This window comes from Acidobacterium sp. S8 (assembly GCF_009765985.1).
Taxonomy (GTDB): domain Bacteria; phylum Acidobacteriota; class Terriglobia; order Terriglobales; family Acidobacteriaceae; genus Alloacidobacterium.
The window spans coordinates 54,375-79,457 of record NZ_LMUM01000021.1 but is presented as its reverse complement, the minus strand read 5'-3'; the positions used below and the strand labels follow the sequence as shown (position 1 = coordinate 79,457).

Genomic DNA, 25,083 nt, shown 5'->3' with positions numbered 1-25,083 from the left:
TGCATATATTTCATGACCAGCCAACCGTTTTCATCTGCAGTAGATTCACTTGGAAAAATTGGGCTACCAGCACCGGTAAAGGAGCTGGCTAAGACAATGTGGGACGCCATTATTGTCGGCGCAGGCCATAACGGGCTTGCGTGTGCCGCTTATCTGGCGCGTGCCGGAAAACGCGTTCTCGTACTCGAGAGCCGCGAACGTATTGGCGGCGCATGCACCATTGAAGAGCCGTTTCCAGGCGTGCGCATGTCGCCGTGCGCATACCTGGCGGGGTTACTGCATCCGCTGGTAGTTAAGGAACTGCAGCTGCCGCAACGCGGTTTTACCTGGACACCAGCAGTCAATGGTCTCTTCGTTCCTTTTCTCGATGGAAGCAGCATCCAGCTCTGGGATGATGACGATAAGTGCGAAGCGGAGATTCGCCGGTTCAGCAGCGGTGATCTTGAGGGCTGGCGCGCGATGAATGACATCATCCGGCGGCTGCGCGATGCGCTGCGCCCCGCTGATGAAAACGACACCTGGATCGGCGATGCGCCTACGCGCGAAGAGATCGAGGATCGCCTCGGAAGTGATGAAGAGGCACGAAAACTTTTATTCGACTGGTCGATGGCAGAATTTGTCGAGCGCTATCTGCGCGACGAGCGGCTGCATGTTGCGTATCTTGGGCAGGGCGTGATCGGCACAAATGCGAGTCCTTTCGACGCAGGCACAGCTTCGATCCGATTTCATCACGCGTCGGGTCGTCTGGGCGGAATACCAGGCATGTGGGGATATGTGAAGGGCGGCATGGGCATCGTGTCGTTCTATTTTTGCGATGCAGCACGCGAAGCAGGCGCCGTCGTCGCTGCGGGCGTGCCGGTGGCCGCTATTCTTCCCAGCGAGGGCGTGCTGCTCGAAGGCGGCGAACGCATTGCCGCGCCAGTGGTGATTTCGAATGCCGATCCGCGCCGGACCCTGCAAATGCTGGGAGGCTCGGCGGAAAGCGTCTGGAAGGCGAAGATTGAAACTGTGCCGATCGAAGGCTGCACCGTGAAGCTCAATGTCCTGCTCGATGAGCTGCCGAATTTTACCGCGCGTCCCGGTGTGAGCGAGGCGCATCATTTCGGCCAGATCAATGCACCGCTTACCAAGAGCGAGTGGAAGGATGGCTTTGCCGCGGCGCGCAGTGGAAAGTTGCCGGGTCATCTGTGGTGCGAGCTGTACTTCCAGAGCGTGCATGACGCGAGCGTTGTTCCTGAAGGGCAGCATACGATGAGCGTCTTCGCGCAATATGTGCCTTATCGCTTTGCTGAAGGGACATGGGATGGACGCCGTGATGAGGTCCGGAAGCTGGCCCTCGATTCGATCGGACGTTTCTGCAGCAACATGAAGACCGCTGTCATCGACGCGCAGGTGCTTGGGCCGCCGGACATTGAAGAGAAGGTCGGGCTCACCGGAGGGCATATCTTCCAGGGTGAATGCCTGCCTCCGTACATGTGGTCGAATCGGCTGAGCGCGCGCACTCCGATGGAAGGCGTTTACCTCTGCGGAGCTTGTACGCATCCGGGCGGAAGCGTGATCGGAATGAATGGGCGCAACGCCGCCATGGCAGTGCTCAAAGACATGCAGCAGAAATAGTTCTGGTTTTCGCATGACAGTGCAGGTATGCTGCGCGAAAGCCCGCATGTCGCAGAAGACACCTACGCCAGCGCTCCCACGCGAACTCGGCATCTTCGATCTCGTCCTCTTCTATATGGCCGGGGGGCTGAGCCTGCGCTGGATTGCGACCGCCGCCGCTGCCGGTCCAAGCACGATCTCGATCTGGATATTTGCCTGCCTCTTTTTCTTCGTCCCGCTGGCGGCTTGCGTTTTGGAATTGTCGTCGCGCTATCCGCAGGAAGGCGGTCTGTACGTATGGACGCAGCGCGCCTTTGGAGACTTCTCAGGATTTATCGCGGCGTGGTCTTACTGGATGAGCAATCTGCCTTACTTTCCAGCCGTGCTTTATTTTGGCGCGGGCAGTGCGCTCTTTGTACTGGGCCGTCGCGGCGAGCATCTGGCGAATAATGCGACGTACTTCATGCTCTTTGCCCTGGTATGGCTTGGGGTCATCACGCTGATGAACATCGTCGGATTGAAGCAGGGCAAGTGGCTGAACAATCTCTGTTCGCTGGGTGTGTGGATTCCGATAGCCGCGTTACTGGGGCTGGCTGCAGCGGTCGCCGCGCGCTTTGGCTCGGCGACAAGCTTCGCTCCTTCGCAGCTGATTCCTCATACCGATTTGAAGAACGCCATCTTCTGGTCGACGATCTTCTTTGCATTCGGTGGGTGTGAAACTGGCTCCTTCATGGGAGAGGAAATCAAGAATGCCCGGCGCACGATTCCGCGTGCTTTGATTCTGGCTGGGACATTGCTCGCCACGTTCTATATTGCGGGCACGATTGCCATGCTGGTTGCGCTCCCCAGCTTTTCGATCAACGGAGTGAGCGGGTTTATCAGCGCCATTCAGTTGATGTGCGAGAGGCTGAATGCCAGTTGGCTCATTGCTCCGATAGCGTTATTCGTAGTGTTGAACAGCATCGGCGGGGCGGCGGCATTTCTTTCTTCCACTTCGAGGCTGCCATTTGTTGCCGGTATTGACCGTTATCTGCCGCCGGTTTTTGGCCGTGTGCATACGCGCTGGCGTACGCCGTGGGTTGCGATTGGCGCCTATGGATGTGCCGGAATGCTGTGCGCCTTGATGGGGCAGGCGGGCACGACTGTTCGCAGCGCGTACGACGTGCTGGTCAGTATGTCGATCATCAATTACTTCATTCCGTTTGCATTTCTCTTTGCGTCGATGATCCGGCTGCAGCGGGAGCCAGTGTTGGAAGGTACGATTCGCATTCCCGGTGGACGGCCGGTTGCGGTGTTCCTCGCAAGCATGGGCTTTTTGACTACGCTGATGACGATCGTGCTCTCGGTGATTCCGCCGGACGAGGAGCCGAACAAGCCGCTTGCCATTGTGAAAGTCATCGGCTCCACGTTGTTTCTGATAGGCGCAGGAGTTGTAGTGTATTACGTCTCAGAACGAAAGCAGCGTCGCGCGTTGCTTCATTGATGAAGGTACCAGGGTATGTTGACCACGATGACCCTCTCGTTTCCCTTGACCAGCAGAATAAGTTTCAACAGGTTCGCGCGCTGGTTATGGAGGAGGTTTTCATACCAGTGCTTCACGACGAGTTCCGGCACTAAGACCGCGATCTGTCGGTCGCCTATCTTCTTCTGTTCGGCAAGAATATGCTCTACCAGTGGCTGCGCGAACGATCGATAAGGTGAGCGAATCATCACAAGCCTGGGCTCCGTAAGTCCGGCGGCACGAATCGGTTTCAGAATAAGGTTTTCCCATATCTGGCCGATGCTTCCCTCCTTCTCTTCATCGCCAAAGTCAACGTGGACGACCTGCACATCAGGCGACATAGTCAGTGCAAAGCGCAGGCCTTTTTCGCTGATGCGGTTCCACTTGTCTACCGGCAGAATGACATGTGGCGGATGGAGGTCCTCAATGCACAGCGGTTCCGGGCTGTCTGTTTCGCGCGCTGTCTGCTCGTAATGTTTGCGGACGAAAGTCATCACGAGGATGAGCGCTGGAACGAGAATGGCTGTGACCCATGCGCCATCGAGAAACTTTGCTACCAGCACAACCAGCAGGGTCACGCCGGTAGCGATCGCGCCGATTCCGTTGACAAGCATGCGGCCGGTCGCATTGCCCTGCTTATGCCAGTGCACCACCATACCGGCTTGCGACAGAGTAAATGCCAGAAAAGCGCCAATGGCGTAGAGCGGGATAAGCCTGTCCGTCACGCCGCCAAAGAGGATCAGCAATGCCGCTGTAAAAATCACCAGGGCGACGATACCGTGGGAGAAAAGCAATCTGCGTCCGCGCAGGATGAAGACGTGCGGCAGGTAATCGTGCAACGCAATGGCGCGGGCGAGGCGGGGGAAATCGGCAAAAGCAGTATTGGCAGAAAGAGAAAGCACCAGCAGGATAGAGCCGATGGTGGTGTAGTAGAAGATACCTTTACCCGCGACAGCGGCAGTCAATTGCGACAGCACGCTTTGATAGCCGGGCGATGCGGGATCAGTCGCGCCGATGCCATAGGCGCGGCAGAGCAGCGCGATGCCTGCCAGCAGCACAATGAGGAAAGCAATGATGATGGTGAGGGTGATTTTGGCATTCTTCGCTGTGGGGGGACGAAATGCCATAACACCGTTGCTGACTGCTTCAACGCCGGTCATCGCTGTGCATCCGCTGGAGAATACTTTCAGCAGCAGCCACCACGTGAGGGCTGTGGTTGCCCGCGGAAGCGCGGGCGACGCTACCACCGGAACGGGGTGGCCTCCATCCGCAAACGAGTGATAAATACCGAGCACGATGACGATGAGCAGTGTTCCCAGGAAGAGATAAGTGGGAACGAGAAAGGCGACGCCCGTATCACGCACGCCTCTCAGGTTGATGATCGTGAGCAGGGCAAGAATGCCGAGGCAGAGAAGCAGCGTGTGCCGGTGCAGGCTGGGAACGGCAGAAATCAGCGCTCCAACGCCTGCCGAGATGCCGACGGCCGCAGTGAGAATGTAGTCGATCATCAGCGCCGCAGCGGCCAGCAATCCCGGCCCGGCGCCAAGATTTTCCGTTGCTACGGTATAAGAACCGCCGCCCTGCGGATAGGCCTCGATGGTTTGGCGGTAAGAGAAGTAAACGATAATCAGCAAGCCGATGATGGCAAAGCTGACAGGCACGATGTAGTGCACGCCGACGAGCCCGAGCGGAATCAGCAGGGTGAGAGCTGCTTCAGGGCCGTATGCCGCTGAGCTGAGAGCGTCGAGTCCAAAGATGGGAATGCCTGCCGGAGGCCCGATTTGTTCTGCGCGTTCTTCGGATGTGGCCAGAGGACGGCCAAACAACAGGTCGAGTGTTCGCATGCTAGCCCTTTAAAGTAATCATGAAAAATGGCACGGCTGCGCCATCATCCTATCCTGTTTTGATGCGGACAGCGTAAAGAAACGAAAGCATCAACGCAGGGCCATCACTACGATGCGCCCATCAGAGTGAAAGCTGCCCCCGGTGGCAGTGAACGCGGTCTTCAAAGGATCGGCAGGCGTGACATACGCTGCGCCTGTGATGACTCCAGCGGCGGCGAAACTCTGCTCGATGAAGTCTCGCTCTTCATCGACGTTGGGATCGATGTGGTGCGTCACGTTTCCGTTACGCTGATCTTTCTCGAAGCCGTTGTCATGCGTAGCCGAGCCAACCCACAAGGGCTTACCATCTACCGTTTCTGTCGACTTCCATAGGCGAAGATGATGGCGGACCGCAGCGACTGCCAGCGGATCTGCCCGCGCAAAGGAAAAATCCTGAGGACGCCCGAAGAGGTACAGGATGCTCATCGGCATCTCGGTATAGGCCTCGTGAGAAAGAGTCGCCAGCAGGCCGTGAACGATGGCGTCCTGCGTCGTCTTATCGACTGCTGTCCAACCGGACGCCGAGAAGGCCTTTTGTACCTGATCCTGCGTGCCGATAATCGCGAAGTTCACCATATCGCCGGGATTGTTCTGCTGATCCTGCACGCGGCGTGGAATGTTGGCGAACAGCGCCGGCGAAAGTGCGCTGGCAAGATCGATGGTCGAGGCAGTCGTGGATGCCGACTGCGATTTCGACAGCTTCATCTTCACCGAATAGTTTCCCGTCCCGGTGAGATCGCTGCTGATGTTTACGCTGAGATACAGCGTCCCGCTCATGGTTACGTCGAGCTGCTGGCTCACGCCTATCAGAAAAGGCACGGTGGCGTCGCCATTGCTGATACGCCCAATGAGTGCGCCGCTATTCGCGCTGTTGAGAGGGAACTGGCGGATCAGGTCTTTCCATCCGCGCGCATTTCCATCGGGAGTGGCAGCGTGGCCATCGGAAATTGTAACTGTACCGGTTGCAGTAAAGTCGAGGCGATCGCCGAACGTTACGGGAACACCGGTGTTCGTCCAGTCTCCTGCCGGAACGTTAAACGTATAGGAAGATTTTCGAGAAGTGAGACTCGCCGAATCGGGCGTCTTCATTTGGATGACTTGTACTGCCGATGAGACGGCTGCCCGGGTTCGCATAGGCGGTTGTTGGCTGCAGGCTATGCCGACAAGTAGCAAACAAGTGCCTGCGAGAAAAAAAGCCTTTCGTGTGAACGTATCGCAATCCATAGGGCCGAAGATATGGAACCTATCCATCATCCAGCTTTTGATGGCTTTTCGACAAGGGAGTGGGAAAAAGGTGGATGCCGATGCCTGCTGCTCGCCGCCTGAGACGTCGCGACATCGTTTCGCGAAAGGAATTCGTGCTCATGTAACATTTCAGTATGGCCACAGGGAAAAATGTCCGTCTTACAGCGCGACAAATGACGCTGATTTCACGCGCCCTGGCCGACCCGCGACGCTTCCAGATTCTCAAAGAGATCGGCGAAAGCAGCGCGTTTACTCCCTGCTGCTCCTTGCGCGAAAGGCAGCCGATCTCCGCCGCCACGCTCTCCCACCATATAAAGGAATTGGAAACGGCAGGGCTGATTACGATCGAGCGCGAGGGCAAGTTCGCAAATCTTTCGCTTTGCCGCGATGTCTGGCAGGCCTATATCAACCAGTTATCCACAATTTGAAAGACAGATTTGCATCCATTTTCAGTGTCCCTCATCAATTAGACAGTTATCGAAATGTCAAAACAAGCGGCATTTCCGAAAGAGGACATGAAATGGGCAAGCTTCAAGGTAAAGTCGCAGTCGTGACCGGCGCATCGAAGGGTATTGGCGCGGCCATTGCAAAGAGCCTGGCCGCGGAAGGCGCCGCAGTGGTGGTGAATTACGCATCGAGCAAAGAAGGCGCGAATCGCGTCGTAAGTGAAATTACCGGCAAGGGCGGTAAGGCAATTGCGGTAAAGGGCAGCGTCGCCAACTCGAAAGATGTAGAGCAGATTTTCGCCGAGACGAAGAAGGCCTATGGCAAGCTCGACATCCTGGTGAATAACGCCGGGGTCTATGAATTCTCACCGATTGAAGGCATTACGGAAGAGCAGTTCCACCGGCATTTCGACACCAACGTGCTCGGTCTGCTTCTGGCGACGAAAGAGGCGGTGAAAAACTTCAACGGCGACGGTGGCAGCATCATCAACATCGGCTCCGTAGTAAGCCAGATCGCGCCTCCCGAGTCGTCGATCTATACGGCCACCAAGGGCGCTGTGGATGCGATCACACACGTTCTGGCCAAGGAGCTTGGGCCGAAGAAGATTCGCGTGAACTCCATCAATCCAGGAATGGTAGAGACGGAAGGCACACATACCGCTGGCATCATCGGCAGTGATTTCCAGAAGCAGCACGAAGCGCAGGTTCCGCTTGGCCGCATCGGCCAGCCGGAAGACATCGCATCGGTTGCTGTCTTCCTTGCCTCCGCAGATTCCGGATGGCTGACAGGCGAGCTGCTGTTGTCCTCCGGCGGTTTGCGGTAAGTCATTTCCGGGACAGCCCCGTCCTTTCATGCGGAGGGCGGGGCTTTTCTTTTACGCGTGTTCCAGCTCCAGCAGCTTCTTCTTGCGCTCCACACCCCAACGATATCCAGTTAAGGTGCCGTCGCTGCCGATCACGCGATGGCATGGCACTACGACAGCAACGGGATTCGTGGCGCACGCACGTGCCACAGCCCGCACCGCCGTGGGCCGGCCGATCTCCTGAGCGATCTGTGAGTAAGTTCGCGTTTGCCCACGAGGAATCTGTTGCAGCGCCTCCCATACGCGCCGCTGAAAGGCCGTAGCCCGCACATCCAGCGGAAGCTCGAGAGCGACGGGATGCTCCGTCATCTGCGCCAGAATCTGTTTTACGGCCGAGCCAAGGCCGTCTTCGTCGCGGCTGCTCGTCGAAGCGGGAAAACGCGAAGCCAGCTCGTCTTCCAGCTCGCTTTCGAGTGAGCCGAAGGCGACAAGGCAAATTCCCAGAGCGGTTGCAGCGACCAGCATCTTCCCCAGGGGAGAATCGGTGATCGTATAGCGAATCGCGACATTCTTTCCCCCGGCACGGTATTCGGTCGGCGTCATCCCCAGGTGCTCGTTCGCAGACTCATAGAGCCGACTGCTCGATGCAAATCCCGATTCGTACATAGCAGTGGTCACGCTGTCGTTTGTGAGCAGATTTTTCCGGAAGCTCTCCATGCGCCGCGCCTGTTGATATTGCCGCGGAGAGATGCCGAGGTAGCGGCGGAAGAGTCTCTGCGTATGAAACGCGCTCAGTCCAACGATCTTACCCAGCCTGTCCAGCTTGATGGTGCTGTCGATGTTCCGCTCAATATAGTCGCAGGCATGGGTCAGCATGTGGCCTTGCGGATGCGCCTGTCCGGGAGCGCAGCGCTTGCAGGCCCGGTATCCGGCGCGCTCGGCCAGCTCGCTGGTGGCGAAGAATTCAACGGACGCCCGCAGAGGGCGGCGGCTCGGGCACGAAGGGCGGCAATAGATGCCCGTCGTCCGCACTGCATAGACGAACAACATATCCGCGGCTGGCTTGCGGTCTTCCACCATCTGCCACGCACGATCCCAAACCTGGTGTGAAATCTGAACAGCACTCATATCAACCTCCTGATGCTGTTCTGATCTTCGCGCCTTTGCAGTTGTGGCCGCACTCCGCTTCTTGCCGTCTAATTTTGCAGTTTTAGGCACGTTGGTTTCGATTCCCAAGAAATGTTCTTCGATTCAGAGACGAAAAGCAAAGGGCAGGCTCAACGAGCCTGCCCTTTTTGAACTACCTGATTGGTGATTACTTCGCAGCAGCAACCGTGGCGCCAGCCTGCTCACGCAGAGCAGCGGCCTTGTCGGTTGCCTCCCACGTGAACTCCTTGTCGGAGCGGCCAAAGTGGCCGTAGGCTGCGGTCTTCTTGTAGATCGGACGGCGCAGGTTCAGGCTCTCGATGATGCCTTTGGGCGTCAGCTGGAAGTTGGCGCGAACCAGTTCCTGCAGCTTGGCGGAATCGATCTTGCCGGTGCCGAAGGTATCCACCAGCACGCTTACCGGCTCGGCTACGCCAATGGCGTATGCGAGCTGCACTTCGCAGCGGTCGGCAAGGCCGGAGGCCACGATGTTCTTAGCGATATAACGCGCCATGTAGGCAGCAGAACGGTCAACCTTTGTCGGATCCTTGCCGCTGAAAGCGCCGCCGCCGTGACGGCCCATGCCGCCGTAGGTATCGACGATAATCTTGCGGCCCGTCAGGCCGGAATCGCCCATCGGTCCGCCAATCACGAAGCGTCCGGTCGGGTTGATGTGGTATTTGGTATTTTCGTCGAGAAGCTCGGCGGGAAGAACAGCCTGGATGACGTGCTTGAGAATGTCGGCGCGAAGGGTTTCGTTCGAGACGTTTTCCGCGTGCTGGGTGGAGATGACGACCGCGTCGATGCGGACCGGCTTGCCGTCTGCGCTGTATTCAACTGTGACCTGGCTTTTGCCGTCAGGGCGGAGATACGGCATTTTGCCGCTCTTGCGAACTTCGCTTAGCCTCTTGGTCAGCTTGTGAGCCAGCGAGATGGGGGCCGGCATCAGCTCTTCCGTCTCGTTGGTGGCATAGCCGAACATCATGCCCTGATCGCCGGCGCCGCCGGTATCCACACCCATGGCGATATCGCCCGACTGCTTGTTGATCGACGAAATGACGGCGCAGGTATTCGAATCGAAGCCGTAGAGCGCATTGTCGTATCCAATGGCTGCGACCACGCCGCGAACGAGCGTCTGGAAGTCGACATACGCCTGGGTGGTGATTTCACCCGCGATGACGACCAGGCCGGTGGCGGTCAGCGTTTCGCAGGCCACGCGGCTGTATTGATCCTGTTCGAGGCAGGCGTCGAGAATGGCGTCTGAAATCTGGTCTGCAATCTTGTCGGGATGCCCTTCAGTCACCGACTCGGATGTGAATAGAAACTTATCGCGTACGGACAAAATAGTCCTCCTATATCCAATCAAAGACTTGCGGATGACCTGTCACAAAAGTGCGGGGCGAGGATCAAGTCGGTCCGGCTCGACCGCGCACAGGCATCTAGTTTCGATGGTACTAGAGCCGGATGGCGAGGGCAAAGCAGTTCAGCCAAAAGGGATGAGAAGTATTTCAGCGGGGAAATAAGTCAGTGAATGGCAGGCCTGTCTGAAGCTGTGCAACAGGCCGGAGGTTCAGAACAGCTGTCGCAACCGGGGCATGCACCCCCGTCTCCTCCGCTGAAATGCGATTGCTGACATAATGCCAGACGAACCAGCCCAGCGCCGATAGAAGAGCCAGCAGGACGGCAACGCCGGCCCAGCGCAGACGCATATCGGGGCGCGGGACATCGTCGACACGCCCATTATTTATATTTTCCGCGAACTGGATCCAGCTGACGTCGTCGTCTTTTACCTGGCCGCTTGCCTGGTAGGCGGACATGAAGCGGCCAACCCAGGCTTCTTCGTCCAAGCCGACAACGCGCGCGTAGCCGCGCACGATTCCCTTGTTGAAAACGCCGCCGGGGAGGGCATCGAAATGCTCGTCTTCCAGCGCAAGCAGGTGGCGGCCGCTGATCTTGGTCACATCCGTGATCGTTTCAATCGCGATACCGCGGTCTTCCCGCTCTTTCCGCAATTCCTGGCCGAACTGACTCATGCTCCTGTTCCTGCGCAGATACGCTTTGGGGATAGCTGAATCCTGCAAAAAGATGTTGTGCGCCCTGACAGGCTTTTGCACAACCTCTTGGGCAAACCATAAAGCTATGGGCAAAACAAGTCAAAGGAAAATGCTTATTTTTTGGCTTCTTTTCACGTCTCCAAACTAAGTTTTTGCCCTTTTTGTGCTGATTTTGAGGATCTGATCGGTCCCGATCAGGCTCAGCTACGCATCTTTATCCATTATCCGCCGGTGGAATGGCTTTGTTACACTCAGGTTTCGAGAGATTTTCGCTTTTTCCCATATCGGGAGTAGTTCTTCCGGGAATTCAGAATGAACAAACTTGTCTTCGGCAACCTGCTTCATCGCCCTCTGCGTTCGATTATCGGCATCTTTGCTGTCGCCGTAGAGGTCATCATGATCCTCTCGATTGTCGGCATTTTTATCGGGCAAGTGGCGCATACCCGTGATCAGACCAGCGGCATCGGCGCTGATCTTATCGTGCGGCCGCCGAATGCAAGCTTTATCAGCGGTGTCGGCGGTGCCCCGGTTCCGGCAAAAATCGCCCAGGTTCTCGCCAAATTGCCGCATGTCGCCGTCGCTGCTGCCGTCATCCAGGACTTCAGCATCGCCGGTTCCCCGGAGATCATTTGGGGCATCGATTACGACAGCTTTAATGCGCTGAAACCCTTCGTTTTTCTCTCCGGAACGCCCTTTCAGGGGCCAAATGACGTGATTGTGGACGACGTTTTCGCGAATGCTAACAAATTTCACGTAGGCGACACGGCCCAGGTCAAGAACCATCCCTTCCGCATCTCCGGCATCGTCGAGCACGGACGCGGCGGACGTAAGTTCCTGCCTATCCATAGTTTAGGGACACTGGTCGGCAATCCCGACAATGCTTCCCTTTTCTATATCCGAAGCGACGAGGTGGCAAACCAGAATCTGATCCGTCAGGAAATACTGGCCACACCCGGCCTCAGCCAGTACCAGGTGCAGACGCTCGAGGAGTGGATGTCATTGATGACGCCGGAGCACCTACCCGGCTTCAATGCCGCCCTGCGCAGCGTAATCGGCATTGCGGTTATGGTCGGATTTATCGTTGTCTTCCAGACCATGTATACCGCCGTGATGGAGCGGACGCGGGAGATCGGCATTCTCAAATCGCTCGGCGCCTCGCGCTCGTACATTGCCAATGTGGTGCTACGTGAAGCGGCCCTGATTTCCATTGTCGGGATTGCACTGGGGATTGGACTTACTTACGTGCTCAAGTTCGGGCTTGCCTATAAGTTTCCTACCTTGCCGTTCCCGGTCAGCCTGGACTGGCGGATCCGAGCAGCCATGATTGCCTTTTTAGGATCGATCTTCGGGGCGCTGTATCCGGCCCTGAAGGCCGCTTCCAAGGACCCGATCGACGCTCTGGCTTACGAATAGTCGATGTGAATCCGCAAGACAAAGGGCGCAGAGAATCTCTGCGCCCTTTGTCCTTGAAGGCTTTATTGCCTAAACCGGCTGGAGGAAATCCGCTGCTACCGGATTTTCATACAATGAATAATCGCGCGTGACGACCGTTAATCCGGACGGCGTGACGAAATAATGCCGCCGGTCTTCATTCTGGTCGTAGCCGATGACGGTGCCTTCCGGCAGGTGCACATCGCGATCGATGATCGCCTTCTTAATACGGCAATGCCGCCCGATATTGACGTGTGAGAAGACGATGCTGGAATCGAGTTCCGAGTAGGAATTCACGCGCACGTCCTGCGAGAGCACGCTGTTGCGAACGACCGCGCCCGAAACGATGCAGCCTGCGGAGACGATGGAATTGACGGCCATGCCTGTACGTCCCGGCTCGCCAAAGACGAATTTTGCCGGAGGGTACTGGCGGACGCGAGTGCGCATCGGCCAGTTGCTGTCATAGAGGTTGAAGATCGGCGAAATCGACGCGATGTCCATGTTGGCGTCGTAGTAGGCGTCGAGCGTTCCCACATCGCGCCAGTAGAGCGCGTCGTTGCTGTTTTCATCGACAAAGTTGTAGGCATTCATCCGGTACTTGCCCAGCAAGGAGGGAAGAATGTTGTGCCCGAAATCGTGTTTTGACGTCGGATCTTCTGCATCCTTCATCAACGCGGGAAGCAGCACATCTGTATTGAAGAGATAAATGCCCATCGAGGCATCGACCATGCTCGGATTGAATGGCGAACGGATGCTGGTGGATTTGGGCTTCTCATCGAAGCCGATCACCTCGCCGGTGCGCGATACCTCAACGACGCCAAAGCGTGATACTTCGCTAGGATCGATCGGCAGGGTGGCCAAGGTTGCGTCGGCGCCCGATTCGTTGTGCTGCTCGAGCATCTTGCCGTAATTCATCTTGTAAATATGGTCGCCCGAGAGGATGAGAACATGCTTCGGCTGCTCTGAGCCGATGGAGTAGATGTTCTGATAAACAGCGTCCGCCGTGCCCATGTACCAGTTGGCGCTGACGCGCTGCATGGGCGGCAGGATCTCGATAAACTCGCCCAGTTCCTGAGCTACGACGCTGGTCCAGCCTTCGCGGATATGTCGGTTGAGCGAAAGAGCCTTGTACTGGGTAAGGATGTAGACGTGACGAAGATCGGAGTTGATGCAGTTTGAGAGGGTGATGTCGATGATGCGGTAGTTGCCGCCGAAGGGAACTGCGGGTTTTGCACGATCACGGGTCAGGGGGAAAAGGCGCTCGCCCGCGCCGCCTGCCAAAAGTACTCCAAGTGTGTCTTTCATGCCTTACAACGCCCCTTATCGCTATCTCATTCTGTTGCCGCCAAATTCACATCCGGTAAATTCACTGAACGCCGGAAGTGGCGATACTAGCATATAGAACAGCAATAAGGAGTCAACAACACAACTGCTTCAGGCGCTGGTGCTCTTCTCATCGTCCTGTAGGGCGATACGGAGCGAGCGCAGGAAGCGAAGATCCTGAGAAGAAAAAGGCTTGCCGTTCTGACCTTCCTCTTGCTGGCCTGCTGTATTCGATGATTCGAGAAGGGCCTCTGGTTGCTGCTCGAGCTCATTGAGGCCAATGGTCGCCTCGAGCATCAGCAGAACATCAAAGCCTTGCTTGCGTATATCCTGCACGACGCCGGCAATGTGCTCTGACTCCGAGACCGTTTCCTGGATAGCTTCCCCCAACTGCTGGACGAGTTTTCGCAGTTTCGCGTTCAAGGTGTGTGTCTCCGTTTCCTCCTGCCATCGACCGGCCTGGAGCGCGCTGGATTGTTCTTTACCTTACTTCTGATGTCCGAGGAGGGCAATCGGAATCAGACAGGCTGCTAAACTTTTGTTTATATGGAGCCGAATACGCTCGGCCGCAGACTCGGAGTTGGTATGCGTGTCGCCTCGAAGATGATTTTTGAGCGCGCCACCCAAAGCAGCCCTGCGCCTGCAGGCAAATCGCAACAAGTCCCCCAGCCACAAGTTTACGCCGCCAAAGGAAAAGCTGTCGTCAAGGGGACGCGCAAATTCGGCGAATCGGTCTGGAAACCCTTTGCCCATGCGAGCAGTGTGTTGTGGCTTGAAGTAACCGGACTGTTCTTCGGAATCTTCACGCTCTTCTTCGCCAGCAACACTTACAAGCTGCGAACGGAATGGACCGTCGGTCCCGATCATCAACGTTTCCTTGTATATAGCCTGGTTACTCTGGTCTTTGCTTACTTCACCTGCAGTTCGTTTTACCGCGCGAACAGGAAAGAAAAGCTTAAACGTCAAGGGAAACGTTAGAGAATGCACCCAGTTTGCCGGATGTGCCTTACCATGCCGCATGATGCTGCTGCGAAAAGCTGAGCCTGACGACGCCATGGCCGTGGCGCGTGTGCATGTGCGCTCATGGCAGGCTGCGTATCGCAAACTGATGCCGGATGAATATCTCGATCAACTTCGCCCCGAAGATCGAGCCGAAAAATACACTTTTGACAGTGTCGATCCTTCTAAGCCGCGAACGATCGTAGCGGTCGATGCCGGGAGCATCTGCGGCTTTGCCACAACCGCACCTGCACGCGATCCGGGATTGTCCGGTTTTGGAGAGATGTATGCGCTCTATGTGGATCCTGCTCACTGGAATCGGGGTATCGGAGTGGCGCTGGTATCGGCAGCTCGTGGCCATCTTTTCGAACAGGGATTTCAGCACGCCATGCTGTGGGTACTGGCTGGCAACGTTCGTGCGGAGCGTTTTTACGGAAAGGATGGTTGGCAGCCTGACGGCCAGCGCCGAACCGATATGGTGTGGAATGTAAAGGTCGATGAAATTCGCTATCAGCGTCGTCTTGAGATTCCCTGACGGCTCTCCCCGCTGGCGCAAGTGCGATAAAACCCGCTATTCTTCTCCGTTCACACATGTCTCAAGGACAGAAATCCAAGCCCGTTTATACCCGCAGCGATCTCGAAGCCATCGGCTTTGATCCGCTCAAAGACCTCGGCTTTCCCGGCGAATTTCCCTTCACCCGCGGCATTCAGCCGACGATGTATCGAGGGCGCCTGTGGACGATGCGCCAGTACGCGGGCATGGGCGACGCCGAGGAGAGCAACCGCCGCTATAAATTTCTGCTCGAACATGGAACCGCGGGATTATCGGTCGCCTTTGATCTGCCGACGCAGATCGGCTACGACTCCGACGACCCCATGTCCATAGGCGAAGTAGGAAAAGTCGGCGTCGCTATCGATTCCCTCGAAGATATGGAGCGACTCTTCGACGGCATCCCGCTCGACAAAATTTCGACCTCGATGACCATCAACGCTACGGCAAGCATCCTGCTCGCGCTTTATGTTGCGGTGGCCAAGCGAACCGGGGCTGAGGTGAAGAAGCTTTCCGGCACCGTGCAGAATGACATTCTCAAGGAGTACATCGCGCGCGGCACATATATTTATCCCATCCGCCGCGCCATGCGCATTATCACGGACATGTTTGCGTGGGCGAACGATGAAGTGCCGGAGTGGAATACGATCTCCATCTCCGGCTACCACATGCGCGAAGCGGGCTCGACCGTTGCGCAGGAGGTCGCCTTCACGCTGGCCAATGGCATGACGTATGTACAGGCGGCCATCGATGCCGGACTCGATATCGATACATTTGCGCCGCGCCTTTCCTTCTTTTTTAACGCACACAACAATTTTCTCGAAGAGGTGGCGAAGTTCCGCTGCGCGCGCCGTGTGTGGGCGCACGTCATGCGCGATCACTTCGGCGCCAGGAATCCGCGCTCGTGGATGCTGCGCTTCCACACGCAGACGGCGGGCTCGACGCTGACCGCGCAGCAGCCGGAGAACAACATCGTTCGCACGGCGATCCAGGCGCTCTCGGCGGTGCTGGGAGGTACGCAGTCGCTGCATACCAACGGCTACGATGAGGCCCTGGCGCTTCCGACGGAAGAAGCCGCCCGCATCGCATTGCGTACGCAACAAATTATTGCTTCCGAGTCGGGAGTCGCCCAGACCATCGATCCCTTTGCCGGGTCTTACTATGTCGAATCGCTGACGCATGAGATTGAGCAGCAGGTGAAAACTTATATGGATCGCATCGAGGCGCTCGGCGGCATGTTGCGGGCTATCGAGCAGGGCTGGGTGCAGCAGGAGATTCAGACTGCCGCCTATGAGTATCAGCGTGCGGTTGATTCCGGTGAAGCCACCGTTGTTGGCGTGAACCGCTTCACCCGCGAAGACGAGCCTGGGATTCCCATTCAGCATATCGATGAAGCGCTGGAGCGCAGGCAGGTGGAGCGGGTACAGGCACTGCGTTTACGGCGCGACAAAATTCGCTGGCAAACCGCAATCGATCGCGTGAAAGATCATGCGCGTTCGGGCGAGAATCTGATGCCTGCAATTTTTGAAGCAGTAGAAAGCTATGCCACGGTAGGCGAAATCGCTGGAGCCATGCGCGATGTCTTCGGTGAATATCAGGAATCGGTCGTGATCTGAAAAGCTTCATGCATTGGTGACAAAGATTCAACACACCAATGACAAACCCATGACAACTTCAGGGATGCCGCCTCTTAGTCTGCTCTAGGAATGTGAGGCGCGGCTCTCCCCGCCCGCTCTCGCATGAGCCTTCGATTGACGATGCGTTAAAGCGAGGCAATCCGGCAAGCGGGGCTAGAGAACCGTCAGGAGTCTCTTCCATGAAAAAGCTATTCCGCTCTGCTGCTATTGCGGTTATCGCATCGGGCACAGGATTTGCCGCCTACGCGCAGCACTATACGCAGATCAATCTCGTCGCCAACACTGCTGGAATCGCTCCCGTTACCGATCCAAGTCTCATCAATCCGTGGGGGCTTTCGCGTGGATCAGGCAGTCCGTGGTGGGTCTCGGACAATGTCACGGGCCTGAGCACGCTTTACAACGGTCCCGGCGCGAAACAAGGACTCGTCGTCACCATTCCTCCTGCTGACCCAACCAACCCTAAGACGCCTACAGGCAGCCCGACGGGAACGATCTTCAACGGCAGCACTACAGACTTTCTGCTCGCAGCCGGGGCGCCGGCGACTTTTCTTTTTTCTACGATTGACGGAACGATCGTCGGCTGGAACCCAACCGTGGGAATAGCGCAGGGTGCGGCTCCGCCATCCACGCACGGCATTACCGTTGTAAAAACCAAAGACGGCTCCAGTTATACCGGTCTGACGAGCGGCTTCATTCAGGGCAAGCGATATCTTTACACGGCCAACTTTACCAAGGGACGCGTGGATGTCTATGACAACGCATTTCACCGTGTAAAGCTTGGTCGGAATGACCATGACAAGGGCGGTTATGACGATTTCGGATTCGACGATGACCGGCATCACCATGACAACGAGCCTTTCGAGGACGAGCGTCTGCCGCGCAACTATGTTCCTTTCAATGTGCAGTCCATCGGCAACGATATTGTCGTAACCTATGCGCTCCACCAGGAAGGATCGCCATTTGAAACCGACGGTCCCGGTCTCGGCTATGTCGATATTTACAGCTCGACGGGTCAGCTACTGCGTCGTCTCGAGCACGGATCGTGGCTCAATGCTCCCTGGGGAGTCGCGCTGGCGCCGCTCGATTTCGGCCGCTTCAGTCACGACTTGCTGATCGGGCAGTTTGCCGGCGGCGGCACGACCGAATCGAGCGGCTACATTGCCGCTTATGACCTGGCGACGGGCGCGTTCGACGGATTGTTAGAGGACGCTACAGGAAAGCCAGTCGCCATCAATGGAATCTGGGGCATCAGCCCCGGAAACGTGAGTCCGGCCAATAATGATCCGGCAGCCGCGCCTGCAACCGAACTGTACTTTGCCGCCGGACCGAACCACGGGTCAGGTGGACTGTTCGGCTATCTCAAACCGGTCTCGACGGAACTAGTGAAAGGCAACGACCAATAACCACAGTTTGCCGGATGCCTGCAGGTTCCTCCTGCGGGCATCCGGCGATTTTTGGGCGAACACCCAGCGCCGTCGCGTTGCAAGCTCCTCCTCTTCGATACAATCCAAACTCACAGGAGGATTCACTTGGAAAGACGCCGGTTTCTCACTTCGTCGCTGGCCGCATCAGCGCTTGCATTCGCGGGTTCGTCTTATGCGCAGACATCAGCGGGTTCCGCGCGCGAATATTATCAGTTGCGCAAATATCACCTGCAGAGCGGCCCGCAGACGAAACTGACGGACAGTTATCTTTCTGGTGCCTTTATTCCCGCGCTCAACCGTCTCGGCATGTCGCCGATTGGAGTTTTCAATCTCACCATCGGTTCTGAGACGCCGATTCTCTACGTTCTGATCCCGAGCACATCTCTGGAAACGCTGGTGGGGTTGGAGCTAAAGCTGGCCCAGGACAAGGCGTTCATGGACGCTGCTGCGCCTTTCTGGAATACTCCGGCAACCGCACCGGCTTACGGGCGTGTTGAAAGCTCGCTGCTGATTGCTTTTGAAGGCTGGCCGAAGCTCACGCCGCTACCTGCAGCAGCACAGCGTGCGAAGCGCGTCTTCCAGCTGCGAACCTATGAGAGCGCGACGGATCAGGATCACGTCCGCAAGGTGCAGATGTTCCATCACGGCGAGTTTGCCATTTTTCAGAAGGCGGGATTCAACCAGATTTTCTACGGTGACTCACTCATTGGGCCGCGCCTCCCGAATCTGACCTACATGCTCAGCTTCAGTGAGCTCGCTGAACTCGACGATAAGTGGAAGGCATTCGGCAGCGATCCGGATTGGAAGAAGCTCTCTGGGTCGCAGGAGTACGCCTTCGAGCAGATCGTGAGCAACATCTCAAACCTGATTCTTACTCCGACGACGTATTCGCAGATCTAAGCAATTTTCGGGTGCCCCGGGTTCGCGTAGCTAACCCGGGGTATTTTGCGAACTTAAACGTCATTTCCTAAATGAAAGATCGGTTCTACCCCTGTAGCACTGGCAATTAACGCCTGTTGCTCGTGCGGCTCAAGCGGCTTGTAATTCTGGGCCACGTCCATCGCCAGCCTAAAATACTTTTCATCGCCCGGCGGCAGCGCTGCCGTAATGGGATGGCCGAGCGTCCAGCGCAGCCCGAGTGTTGCCTCGTCTGGAAAAGCTGCTGGCTGATACCAGCACTTCGGCTCCGGATGATTCTGTTTCTGATCTGCCGACCATACCGTCTTCGCCATCGCCTTCAGCGCAAGGATGCCCATGCCTTTTTCCTGCGCGCGCTTTAGAATCTGCGGGCCGAAGTTAGCCTGCGAGAAGAGCACAAAATTTACCGGAAAGAGCACCGTATCGAAGTTATAGCGATTCATCGCAGCTACAGCCGTTTCCGCGGAGTGCACCGAAAAGCCGATGTAGCGAATCTTGCCTTCCTTCTTCGCCGCTTCCATGGTCTCCATGGCGCCGCCTGGCCCAAGGACGGTATCAAGATCGGTCATCTTGGTCAGCGCATGAAATTGGTATAGATCGACGTGGTCGGTCTTCAGCAGGCGCAGCGATTCTTCCAGCTGCTTGCGCGAGTCGTCTTTCTTTCGACCCTCGGTTTTGCAGGCCAGGAAGCAGTTCTTGCGATAGGGCGCGAGCGCGGGACCGAGACGTTCCTGCGCGTTGCCATAGCTGGGAGCCACGTCAAAATAGTTCACGCCGCGATCCACGGCTTCGGCAACAATGTTGCTCGCCGCACCGGTCTCTTCGTTCATGACGACGATGCCGCCGAACCCGATCATCGACAGATGCTCGCCGGTTTTGCCCAATGGCCGGCGTGCAATCGGATTCGCTGGCGTGGCAGCGGAGAGTTTGGTGGTGGCGGCAGCGGCGGCGGCAAGGGCGCTCTGCTTGAGAAAGTCACGGCGTTCCATGGAAAACCTCGTTTAGGGAGATACAGGCGGAGCCGGCTTGCTAAAGCCATTTTCCCAGATATCCGGTATGGAAAGCATTTCAGCCGGGAAATATTCCGCCAACGGGAGCGGTAAGAATGTGTCAACTGTTCGACAATCTGTTCCGTCTAACAGGCGATACCATGTCACGCCAGAAGTCTGAATTTCGTCTCTTCGCATTTTTTGTCTGTTTTTTTAGCGGGCTATTTTTGGCCCAGGCACAAACGGCTGCCCCATCCGAAGGCCAGCAGCCCGCCAAACCAACCACGACCCTGTCAGTGGATGTGAAGGTAGTTACGCTGCCGGTCACGGTTCGCGACAAGAAAGGCCAGATCGTCACCAACCTCACCAAGGACGACTTCACGTTACTCGAAGACAATCGTCCGCAAACGATCAAGTATTTCAATCTTGATACCAACCTGCCGCTCACGCTCGGCCTGCTGGTGGATACCAGCACGAGCATGCGCAATGCCTTCGACCAGGAAAAGTCAGCGAGCAAAACCTTCCTGAACCAGATGCTGACCAAGCCTGAGGATAAGGCGTTTCTCATCCATTTCGACCGCGAAGTAGAGCTGTTGCAGGACCTGACTGCGTCGAAAGACAAGCTCTCCTCGGCGCTTGAGGAATTAGGTCCGACGCAGGAAGTTTCATCCCCTGACTCGGGCGATTCCGGTTCCGGCCAGCGTGCCCACCGCGGCGGCGGAACGCAGCTCTATGACGCCATATTTCTTGCTGCCGACGAGCTGATGAAGAAGCAGCAGGGGCGCAAAGCTCTGGTTTTGTTGAGCGACGGTGAAGACCGAGGCAGCCGCGAGACGCTGAACTCGGCCATTGAAGCCGCCCAGCGCGCTAATACGGTGGTTTATACGATCTATTTCAAAGGCGAAGAGCAACACAGCGACTATGGCAATCACGGTGGCGGCATGGGCCGTCCCCACGGCGGCATGGGCGGCGGTTATCCGGGTGGCGGGGGTTATCCTGGCGGTGGGGGTGGTGGATACCCAGGCGGCCGCGGCGGACAGCGCCCATCCGAAGAATCGCATGTGGACGGCAAAAAAATCATGATCCAGATCGCCGAGCAGACCGGCGGCCGCATGTACGAAGCGAAGAAGAAGGAGAACTTCGACCAGGTGTACACAAGCATTGCCGAAGAGCTGCGCTCGCAGTACATGCTTGGCTACACACCGGATAAGTCCAGCAGCGACGAAAGCTATCACAAGATCACGCTGACGGCGAAGAAGAAAGACCTTTTCGTGCAGACGCGCGAGGGATATTACGCGGATAAATAACTATTTCAGTCGTAAGCGCCTTGGATATACTGAAATGCAAGGGATATCCATGGCGCTTTACATTAAAAATCCGAATGTCGAAAAGTTGGCTCGCAGGCTTGCGCGACTTACCGGAGAATCCCTGACCGAAGCCGCCGAGCGCGCCATTGAGGAAAGACTGGCGCGGCTGCGCCCGGATCATCGCTCGGGACAAGGCGCCACGCAATTAGAAAAAGATTTATTGCGCATCGCAAAACAGTGCTCCGCTTTGCCGGATCTGGATGTGCGATCTGCCGATGAGATTCTTGGGTATGATGCCGAAGGGCTTCCCGCTTGATGGTGATCGATACGTCAGCCATTCTTGCCATTCTTCTGGAGGAACAAGAAGCCGGCTTATTCGTCCACAAGATCAGCCAGGACCGCATTCGACTTTGTTCTGCTGTGAATTTCGTGGAAGCTTCGATCGTTCTGCGCACTCGGAAAGGGGAGCGCGGCAGGCAGAAGTTGGATCAGTTTTTGAAGCGCGCCCAGGTGGATGTTGCTTCGGTCGATGTTCGTCACGCGGAAATCGCATGTCAGGCATATCAGGAATTTGGGAAAGGCAAACATCCGGCAGGTCTTAACCTGGGAGATTGCTTCTCCTATGCGCTGGCGAAAAGCGAAGAACAACCACTGCTTTATAAGGGAAATGATTTTGCACTGACTGATGTGCAGTCGGCTGCGATAGATTGACCCTCAGAAACCACGGTGCTAGCGTAAAAAGTTCCGCATCTTTTAAGTCCGAAGGATATTCCGTGTCTACATCGGCAACTGCGCCTGCTTTACGCAAGACTCCTCTCAATGCCGTTCACCGCCAGCTTGGCGCGAAGATGGTCGATTTCGGCGGCTGGGATATGCCTGTCGAATACTCCGGTCTCATCGCCGAACATATGGCCGTCCGCACGGGCGTAGGGCTCTTTGATGTCAGCCACATGGGCGATATCCAGCTGCGCGGCCCAGAGTCGCTCAACGCTATCCAGCACATCTGCATGAACGACGCCTCGAAGCTGCAGGTTGGCCAGGCGCAGTATTCCGCGATGCTCTACCCGCAGGGTACGTTCGTGGACGATGTGATCGTGCACAAGCTCTCCGACAACGACTACCTCATCGTCATCAACGCAGGCACGCGGGAAAAAGACTTCAGCTGGGTCAAAACAAACGCTCAGAAATTCCACTGCCATGTCAGCGACTACAGCGACTACTACACGCAACTCGCGATTCAGGGCCCCAGGGCCGAAGAGACGTTGCAAAAGCTGACCAACGTCGATCTCTCGACGATCAAATCGTACTGGTTCAAGTGGGGAACGGTTTGCGGCCTGCCCAACACGCTCATCGCCCGCACCGGATATACCGGTGAAGATGGCTTCGAAATCTATGTCCCTTCGGACGAGGCCACCAGCAAGCGCGTCTGGGAAGAAGTGCTTGAAGCGGGCAAGGAATTCGGCATCGTTCCCTGCGGATTAGGCGCACGCAACACCCTGCGACTCGAAGCGGCGCTTTCGCTCTACGGCCACGAAATCTCCGAAACCATCAACGTCTATGAAGCCGGACTTGACCGCTTCTGCAAGCCGGAAAAAGGCCCGTTCATCGGTTCGGAAGCCCTGCAGCAGGTCATCGCGTCCGGCGGCCCGGAGCGCAAACTGGTGGGCCTCGAAATGGTGGATCGCGGCATCGCCCGGGATGGCTACGGGGTATTCGATGAAAACGCACGACCCATTGGTACGGTCGTCAGTGGCTCACCGGCACCGTTTTTGAAGAAGAACATCGCCCTTGCTTTTATCCCCAAGGATTATTCGGCGGTCGATCGCCAGCTTTTTGTGCAGGTCCGCAATACCATGGTGAAGGCGAAGATGGTGCCGATTCCGTTTTACCGTCGTCCGAAAAAGCAGTCGTAGCCGCAAAAAGGCCTTAAGTCCCAACAGACCTTACAATAGAAAGAGAACATTACCAATGGCATACCCTGCAAACTACCGCTATACCCGTGAGCACGAGTGGATTGAGGTTGACGGCAAAACTGGCACGGTCGGCATTACCGACTACGCCCAGAATTCGCTAGGCGATATTGTTTTTGTAGACGCTCCCAAAGTGGGCGCGACCGTAAAGAAGGGCGAAGTCTTCGGCAGCGTTGAGTCGGTCAAGGCTGTCTCTGATCTGTACGCCCCTGTCTCGGGAACTGTAATCGAAGTGAACGAAGAGCTGGCCTCCTCTCCGGAAAAGATCAACACCGACGCGCACAAGGCGTGGATCATGAAGGTTGAGCTGAGCGATCCTGCGGAAGCCGATTCGCTGCTGAGCGCGGCTGATTACGATAAGTTTGTCGCGGAAGAAACGGGCCACTAGAACGAAGTTTTTCATCCTGAGCGAAGCGTCTCCATAACGCCGAGTTGAGGATCCTCCCTAAGCGTAGCCGAAGGAATCTGCGGTTTTGCTGTAGCAAGGATCAAACATGCGCTATTTACCTAAGTCACCCGCCGAGCGTACCGAGATGCTGCGCGAGATCGGCGCGTCCACTATTGACGATCTCTTCTCGACCATCCCTGAGGAGTACCGCCTCTCACGCGATCTGAATATCCCGCGCCAGATGGGCGAGTCGGAAATCGTCGACCACTTCAAGGACGCCGCTGCACACAATGCAGCAGGCTACGCCAGCTTCCTCGGAGCCGGTGTCTATCGCCACTATCGGCCGGTCATTATCGATTCGCTGGTGCAGCGCGGCGAGTTCCTGACCTCCTACACGCCTTACCAGGCCGAGATCACGCAGGGAACATTGCAGGCGATCTTCGAGTTCCAGACGATGATCTGCGAGCTGACGGGCATGGATATCGCCAACGCCTCGATGTACGACGGATCTACGGGTGCGGCAGAGGCGGCCATGATGGCCGTCCGTGTTACTGGATGCGATGCCATCATCGTCGCGCGGACGGTGCATCCTGAATACCGCGAGGTGATGGAAACGTACGCGCAGCATCAGGGACACTCGGCTAGCGAAGTAGGCTATGGCCCGGATGGTCGCATCGATCTGGCGGCGCTCGAAGCAGCCGTGACCGACAAGACTGCCGGTGTGCTGGTGCAATCGCCGAACTTCTTCGGCGTCGTGGAAGACATTCCGGCCATCGCCGAGATCGTGCACAAGAAAGGCGCGCTCCTCATCGTCTCGATCGCCGAAGCTGTCTCGCTTGGCATCGTGCGTCCTCCGGTTGAGGCCGATATCGTCTCGCTCGAAGCGCAGTCCTTTGGCGTCGCGCCCAGCTACGGCGGCCCCTTCTGCGGCGTGCTGGCAGCCAAGGAAAAATATCTGCGCCAGATGCCTGGCCGCCTCGTTGGCGAAACCAAAGACAAAGACGGCCGTCGCGGTTTCGTGCTCACGCTCTCAACGCGCGAGCAGCACATCCGCCGCGAGAAGGCGACTTCGAACATCTGCACCAACCAGGCGCTGGTCGCGCTGATGGCGACGATCTTCATGACCGTCTACGGCAAAGAGGGAATCAAAGATCTTGCTGTGCAGAACCTTGCGAAGGCGCATTACGCGGCAAAGACTCTGAGCGAAAACGGCAAGCTGCTTTTCGCTGCATCGCCGCGCTTCAATGAGTTTGTTCTCGAAACCGGCGAAGCCCCGGAGCAGTTCAATGCTCGCCTGCTCGACAACAAGATCATCGGCGGCGTGCCACTCAGGAAGTGGTATCCGGAACTGGGCAATGCAACGCTATGGTGCGCGACCGAGCTGACGACGAAAGAGCAGATCGATCAAGCCGCCACTGTGTTAGCCGAAGCACCCGTCGCAGCATCAGCCAAGTAGCAACAAGGAACTTGAAA

At 56.8% G+C, this 25,083-nt stretch carries 24 protein-coding genes; 16 read left to right on the top strand and 8 right to left on the bottom strand.

The genetic code is table 11. The features are described from left to right. The first annotated feature begins 96 nt into the window (after positions 1–96). On the top strand, positions 97–1,617 hold the full coding sequence (locus tag GSQ86_RS07435; protein ID WP_254062215.1) for an NAD(P)/FAD-dependent oxidoreductase: 1,521 nt from the start codon (positions 97–99) through the stop codon (positions 1,615–1,617). Positions 1,618–1,663: 46 nt separating this feature from the next. Beyond that, the gene (locus GSQ86_RS07430) at positions 1,664–3,079 is read left to right on the top strand and encodes an APC family permease (RefSeq protein ID WP_158749330.1); all 1,416 of its coding nucleotides are present in this window, start codon (positions 1,664–1,666) and stop codon (positions 3,077–3,079) included. Here GSQ86_RS07430 and GSQ86_RS07425 read toward each other — a convergent pair. Together GSQ86_RS07425 and GSQ86_RS07420 are read right to left on the bottom strand one after the other, a co-directional pair. After that, entirely contained in the window at positions 3,073–4,941 is a 1,869-nt protein-coding gene (locus tag GSQ86_RS07425; RefSeq protein WP_158749329.1) for an APC family permease, read from the bottom strand. The two genes, GSQ86_RS07430 and GSQ86_RS07425, sit on opposite strands and share 7 nt — an antisense overlap. Positions 4,942–5,031: 90 nt before the next feature. Then, entirely contained in the window at positions 5,032–6,069 is a 1,038-nt protein-coding gene (locus GSQ86_RS07420) for an LssY C-terminal domain-containing protein (protein WP_158749328.1), read from the bottom strand. A gap of 329 nt (positions 6,070–6,398) precedes the next feature. Between GSQ86_RS07420 and GSQ86_RS07415 the strand changes: the two genes are divergently transcribed. Continuing rightward, positions 6,399–6,653 (top strand): helix-turn-helix transcriptional regulator, encoded by a 255-nt coding sequence (locus GSQ86_RS07415; protein WP_254062214.1) that lies wholly within the window; start codon positions 6,399–6,401, stop codon positions 6,651–6,653. A gap of 92 nt (positions 6,654–6,745) precedes the next feature. Continuing rightward, complete coding sequence (locus GSQ86_RS07410; RefSeq protein ID WP_158749326.1) at positions 6,746–7,495, top strand: SDR family NAD(P)-dependent oxidoreductase; 750 nt, start codon at positions 6,746–6,748, stop codon at positions 7,493–7,495. Between the two features lie 51 nt (positions 7,496–7,546). Here the strand turns inward: GSQ86_RS07410 and ada are convergent, their stop codons facing one another. From ada to GSQ86_RS07395, 3 genes are all read right to left on the bottom strand, one after another. After that, positions 7,547–8,602, bottom strand: a complete 1,056-nt coding sequence (ada, locus tag GSQ86_RS07405) for a bifunctional DNA-binding transcriptional regulator/O6-methylguanine-DNA methyltransferase Ada (protein ID WP_158749325.1) — start codon at positions 8,600–8,602, stop codon at positions 7,547–7,549. Between the two features lie 187 nt (positions 8,603–8,789). After that, positions 8,790–9,962 (bottom strand): methionine adenosyltransferase, encoded by a 1,173-nt coding sequence (gene metK, locus GSQ86_RS07400; protein WP_158749324.1) that lies wholly within the window; start codon positions 9,960–9,962, stop codon positions 8,790–8,792. Positions 9,963–10,128: 166 nt separating this feature from the next. Continuing rightward, on the bottom strand, positions 10,129–10,653 hold the full coding sequence (locus GSQ86_RS07395; RefSeq protein ID WP_158749323.1) for a RodZ family helix-turn-helix domain-containing protein: 525 nt from the start codon (positions 10,651–10,653) through the stop codon (positions 10,129–10,131). Positions 10,654–10,986: 333 nt separating this feature from the next. Between GSQ86_RS07395 and GSQ86_RS07390 the strand changes: the two genes are divergently transcribed. After that, positions 10,987–12,087: an ABC transporter permease gene (locus GSQ86_RS07390; protein ID WP_158749322.1), complete on the top strand. Its 1,101-nt coding sequence runs from the start codon at positions 10,987–10,989 to the stop codon at positions 12,085–12,087. A 69-nt stretch (positions 12,088–12,156) separates the two neighbouring features. Here the strand turns inward: GSQ86_RS07390 and glgC are convergent, their stop codons facing one another. Continuing rightward, entirely contained in the window at positions 12,157–13,410 is a 1,254-nt protein-coding gene (gene glgC / locus GSQ86_RS07385) for a glucose-1-phosphate adenylyltransferase (protein WP_158749321.1), read from the bottom strand. A 129-nt stretch (positions 13,411–13,539) separates the two neighbouring features. Then, complete coding sequence (locus tag GSQ86_RS07380; protein WP_158749320.1) at positions 13,540–13,851, bottom strand: hypothetical protein; 312 nt, start codon at positions 13,849–13,851, stop codon at positions 13,540–13,542. 162 nt (positions 13,852–14,013) lie between these two features. Between GSQ86_RS07380 and GSQ86_RS07375 the strand changes: the two genes are divergently transcribed. From GSQ86_RS07375 to GSQ86_RS07355, 5 genes are all read left to right on the top strand, one after another. Next, positions 14,014–14,406 (top strand): hypothetical protein, encoded by a 393-nt coding sequence (locus GSQ86_RS07375; RefSeq protein WP_158749319.1) that lies wholly within the window; start codon positions 14,014–14,016, stop codon positions 14,404–14,406. A 40-nt stretch (positions 14,407–14,446) separates the two neighbouring features. Then, a complete protein-coding gene (locus tag GSQ86_RS07370) occupies positions 14,447–14,962 on the top strand; it encodes a GNAT family N-acetyltransferase (protein ID WP_254062213.1) in 516 nt (171 codons plus the stop codon). Positions 14,963–15,018: 56 nt separating this feature from the next. Then, entirely contained in the window at positions 15,019–16,593 is a 1,575-nt protein-coding gene (locus GSQ86_RS07365; RefSeq protein ID WP_158749318.1) for a methylmalonyl-CoA mutase, read from the top strand. Positions 16,594–16,793: 200 nt separating this feature from the next. Beyond that, positions 16,794–18,017 carry a TIGR03118 family protein gene (locus tag GSQ86_RS07360; protein ID WP_158749317.1) on the top strand — a complete coding sequence of 408 codons (1,224 nt, stop codon included), beginning with the start codon at positions 16,794–16,796 and terminating at the stop codon, positions 18,015–18,017. Positions 18,018–18,143: 126 nt separating this feature from the next. Next, positions 18,144–18,938, top strand: coding sequence for an NIPSNAP family protein (locus tag GSQ86_RS07355; RefSeq protein ID WP_158749316.1), 795 nt, complete (start codon positions 18,144–18,146; stop codon positions 18,936–18,938). A 53-nt stretch (positions 18,939–18,991) separates the two neighbouring features. Here the strand turns inward: GSQ86_RS07355 and GSQ86_RS07350 are convergent, their stop codons facing one another. After that, positions 18,992–19,945 (bottom strand): aldo/keto reductase, encoded by a 954-nt coding sequence (locus GSQ86_RS07350; protein ID WP_158749315.1) that lies wholly within the window; start codon positions 19,943–19,945, stop codon positions 18,992–18,994. A gap of 161 nt (positions 19,946–20,106) precedes the next feature. Between GSQ86_RS07350 and GSQ86_RS07345 the strand changes: the two genes are divergently transcribed. The 6 genes from GSQ86_RS07345 (at position 20,107) to gcvPA (ending at position 25,066) form a co-directional block, all read left to right on the top strand. Continuing rightward, positions 20,107–21,252 carry a VWA domain-containing protein gene (locus tag GSQ86_RS07345; protein ID WP_158749314.1) on the top strand — a complete coding sequence of 382 codons (1,146 nt, stop codon included), beginning with the start codon at positions 20,107–20,109 and terminating at the stop codon, positions 21,250–21,252. 34 nt (positions 21,253–21,286) lie between these two features. Further along, positions 21,287–21,568, top strand: coding sequence for a type II toxin-antitoxin system VapB family antitoxin (locus GSQ86_RS07340; RefSeq protein ID WP_254062212.1), 282 nt, complete (start codon positions 21,287–21,289; stop codon positions 21,566–21,568). After that, complete coding sequence (locus GSQ86_RS07335) at positions 21,568–21,963, top strand: type II toxin-antitoxin system VapC family toxin (protein WP_158749397.1); 396 nt, start codon at positions 21,568–21,570, stop codon at positions 21,961–21,963. Before GSQ86_RS07340 ends, GSQ86_RS07335 begins: the two co-directional genes overlap by 1 nt. 62 nt (positions 21,964–22,025) lie before the next feature. Beyond that, positions 22,026–23,165, top strand: coding sequence for a glycine cleavage system aminomethyltransferase GcvT (gene gcvT / locus GSQ86_RS07330; protein WP_158749313.1), 1,140 nt, complete (start codon positions 22,026–22,028; stop codon positions 23,163–23,165). 55 nt (positions 23,166–23,220) lie between these two features. Then, positions 23,221–23,610: a glycine cleavage system protein GcvH gene (gene gcvH / locus GSQ86_RS07325; protein ID WP_158749312.1), complete on the top strand. Its 390-nt coding sequence runs from the start codon at positions 23,221–23,223 to the stop codon at positions 23,608–23,610. A 106-nt stretch (positions 23,611–23,716) separates the two neighbouring features. After that, positions 23,717–25,066, top strand: coding sequence for an aminomethyl-transferring glycine dehydrogenase subunit GcvPA (gene gcvPA / locus GSQ86_RS07320; RefSeq protein WP_158749311.1), 1,350 nt, complete (start codon positions 23,717–23,719; stop codon positions 25,064–25,066). Positions 25,067–25,083: the final 17 nt, after the last annotated feature.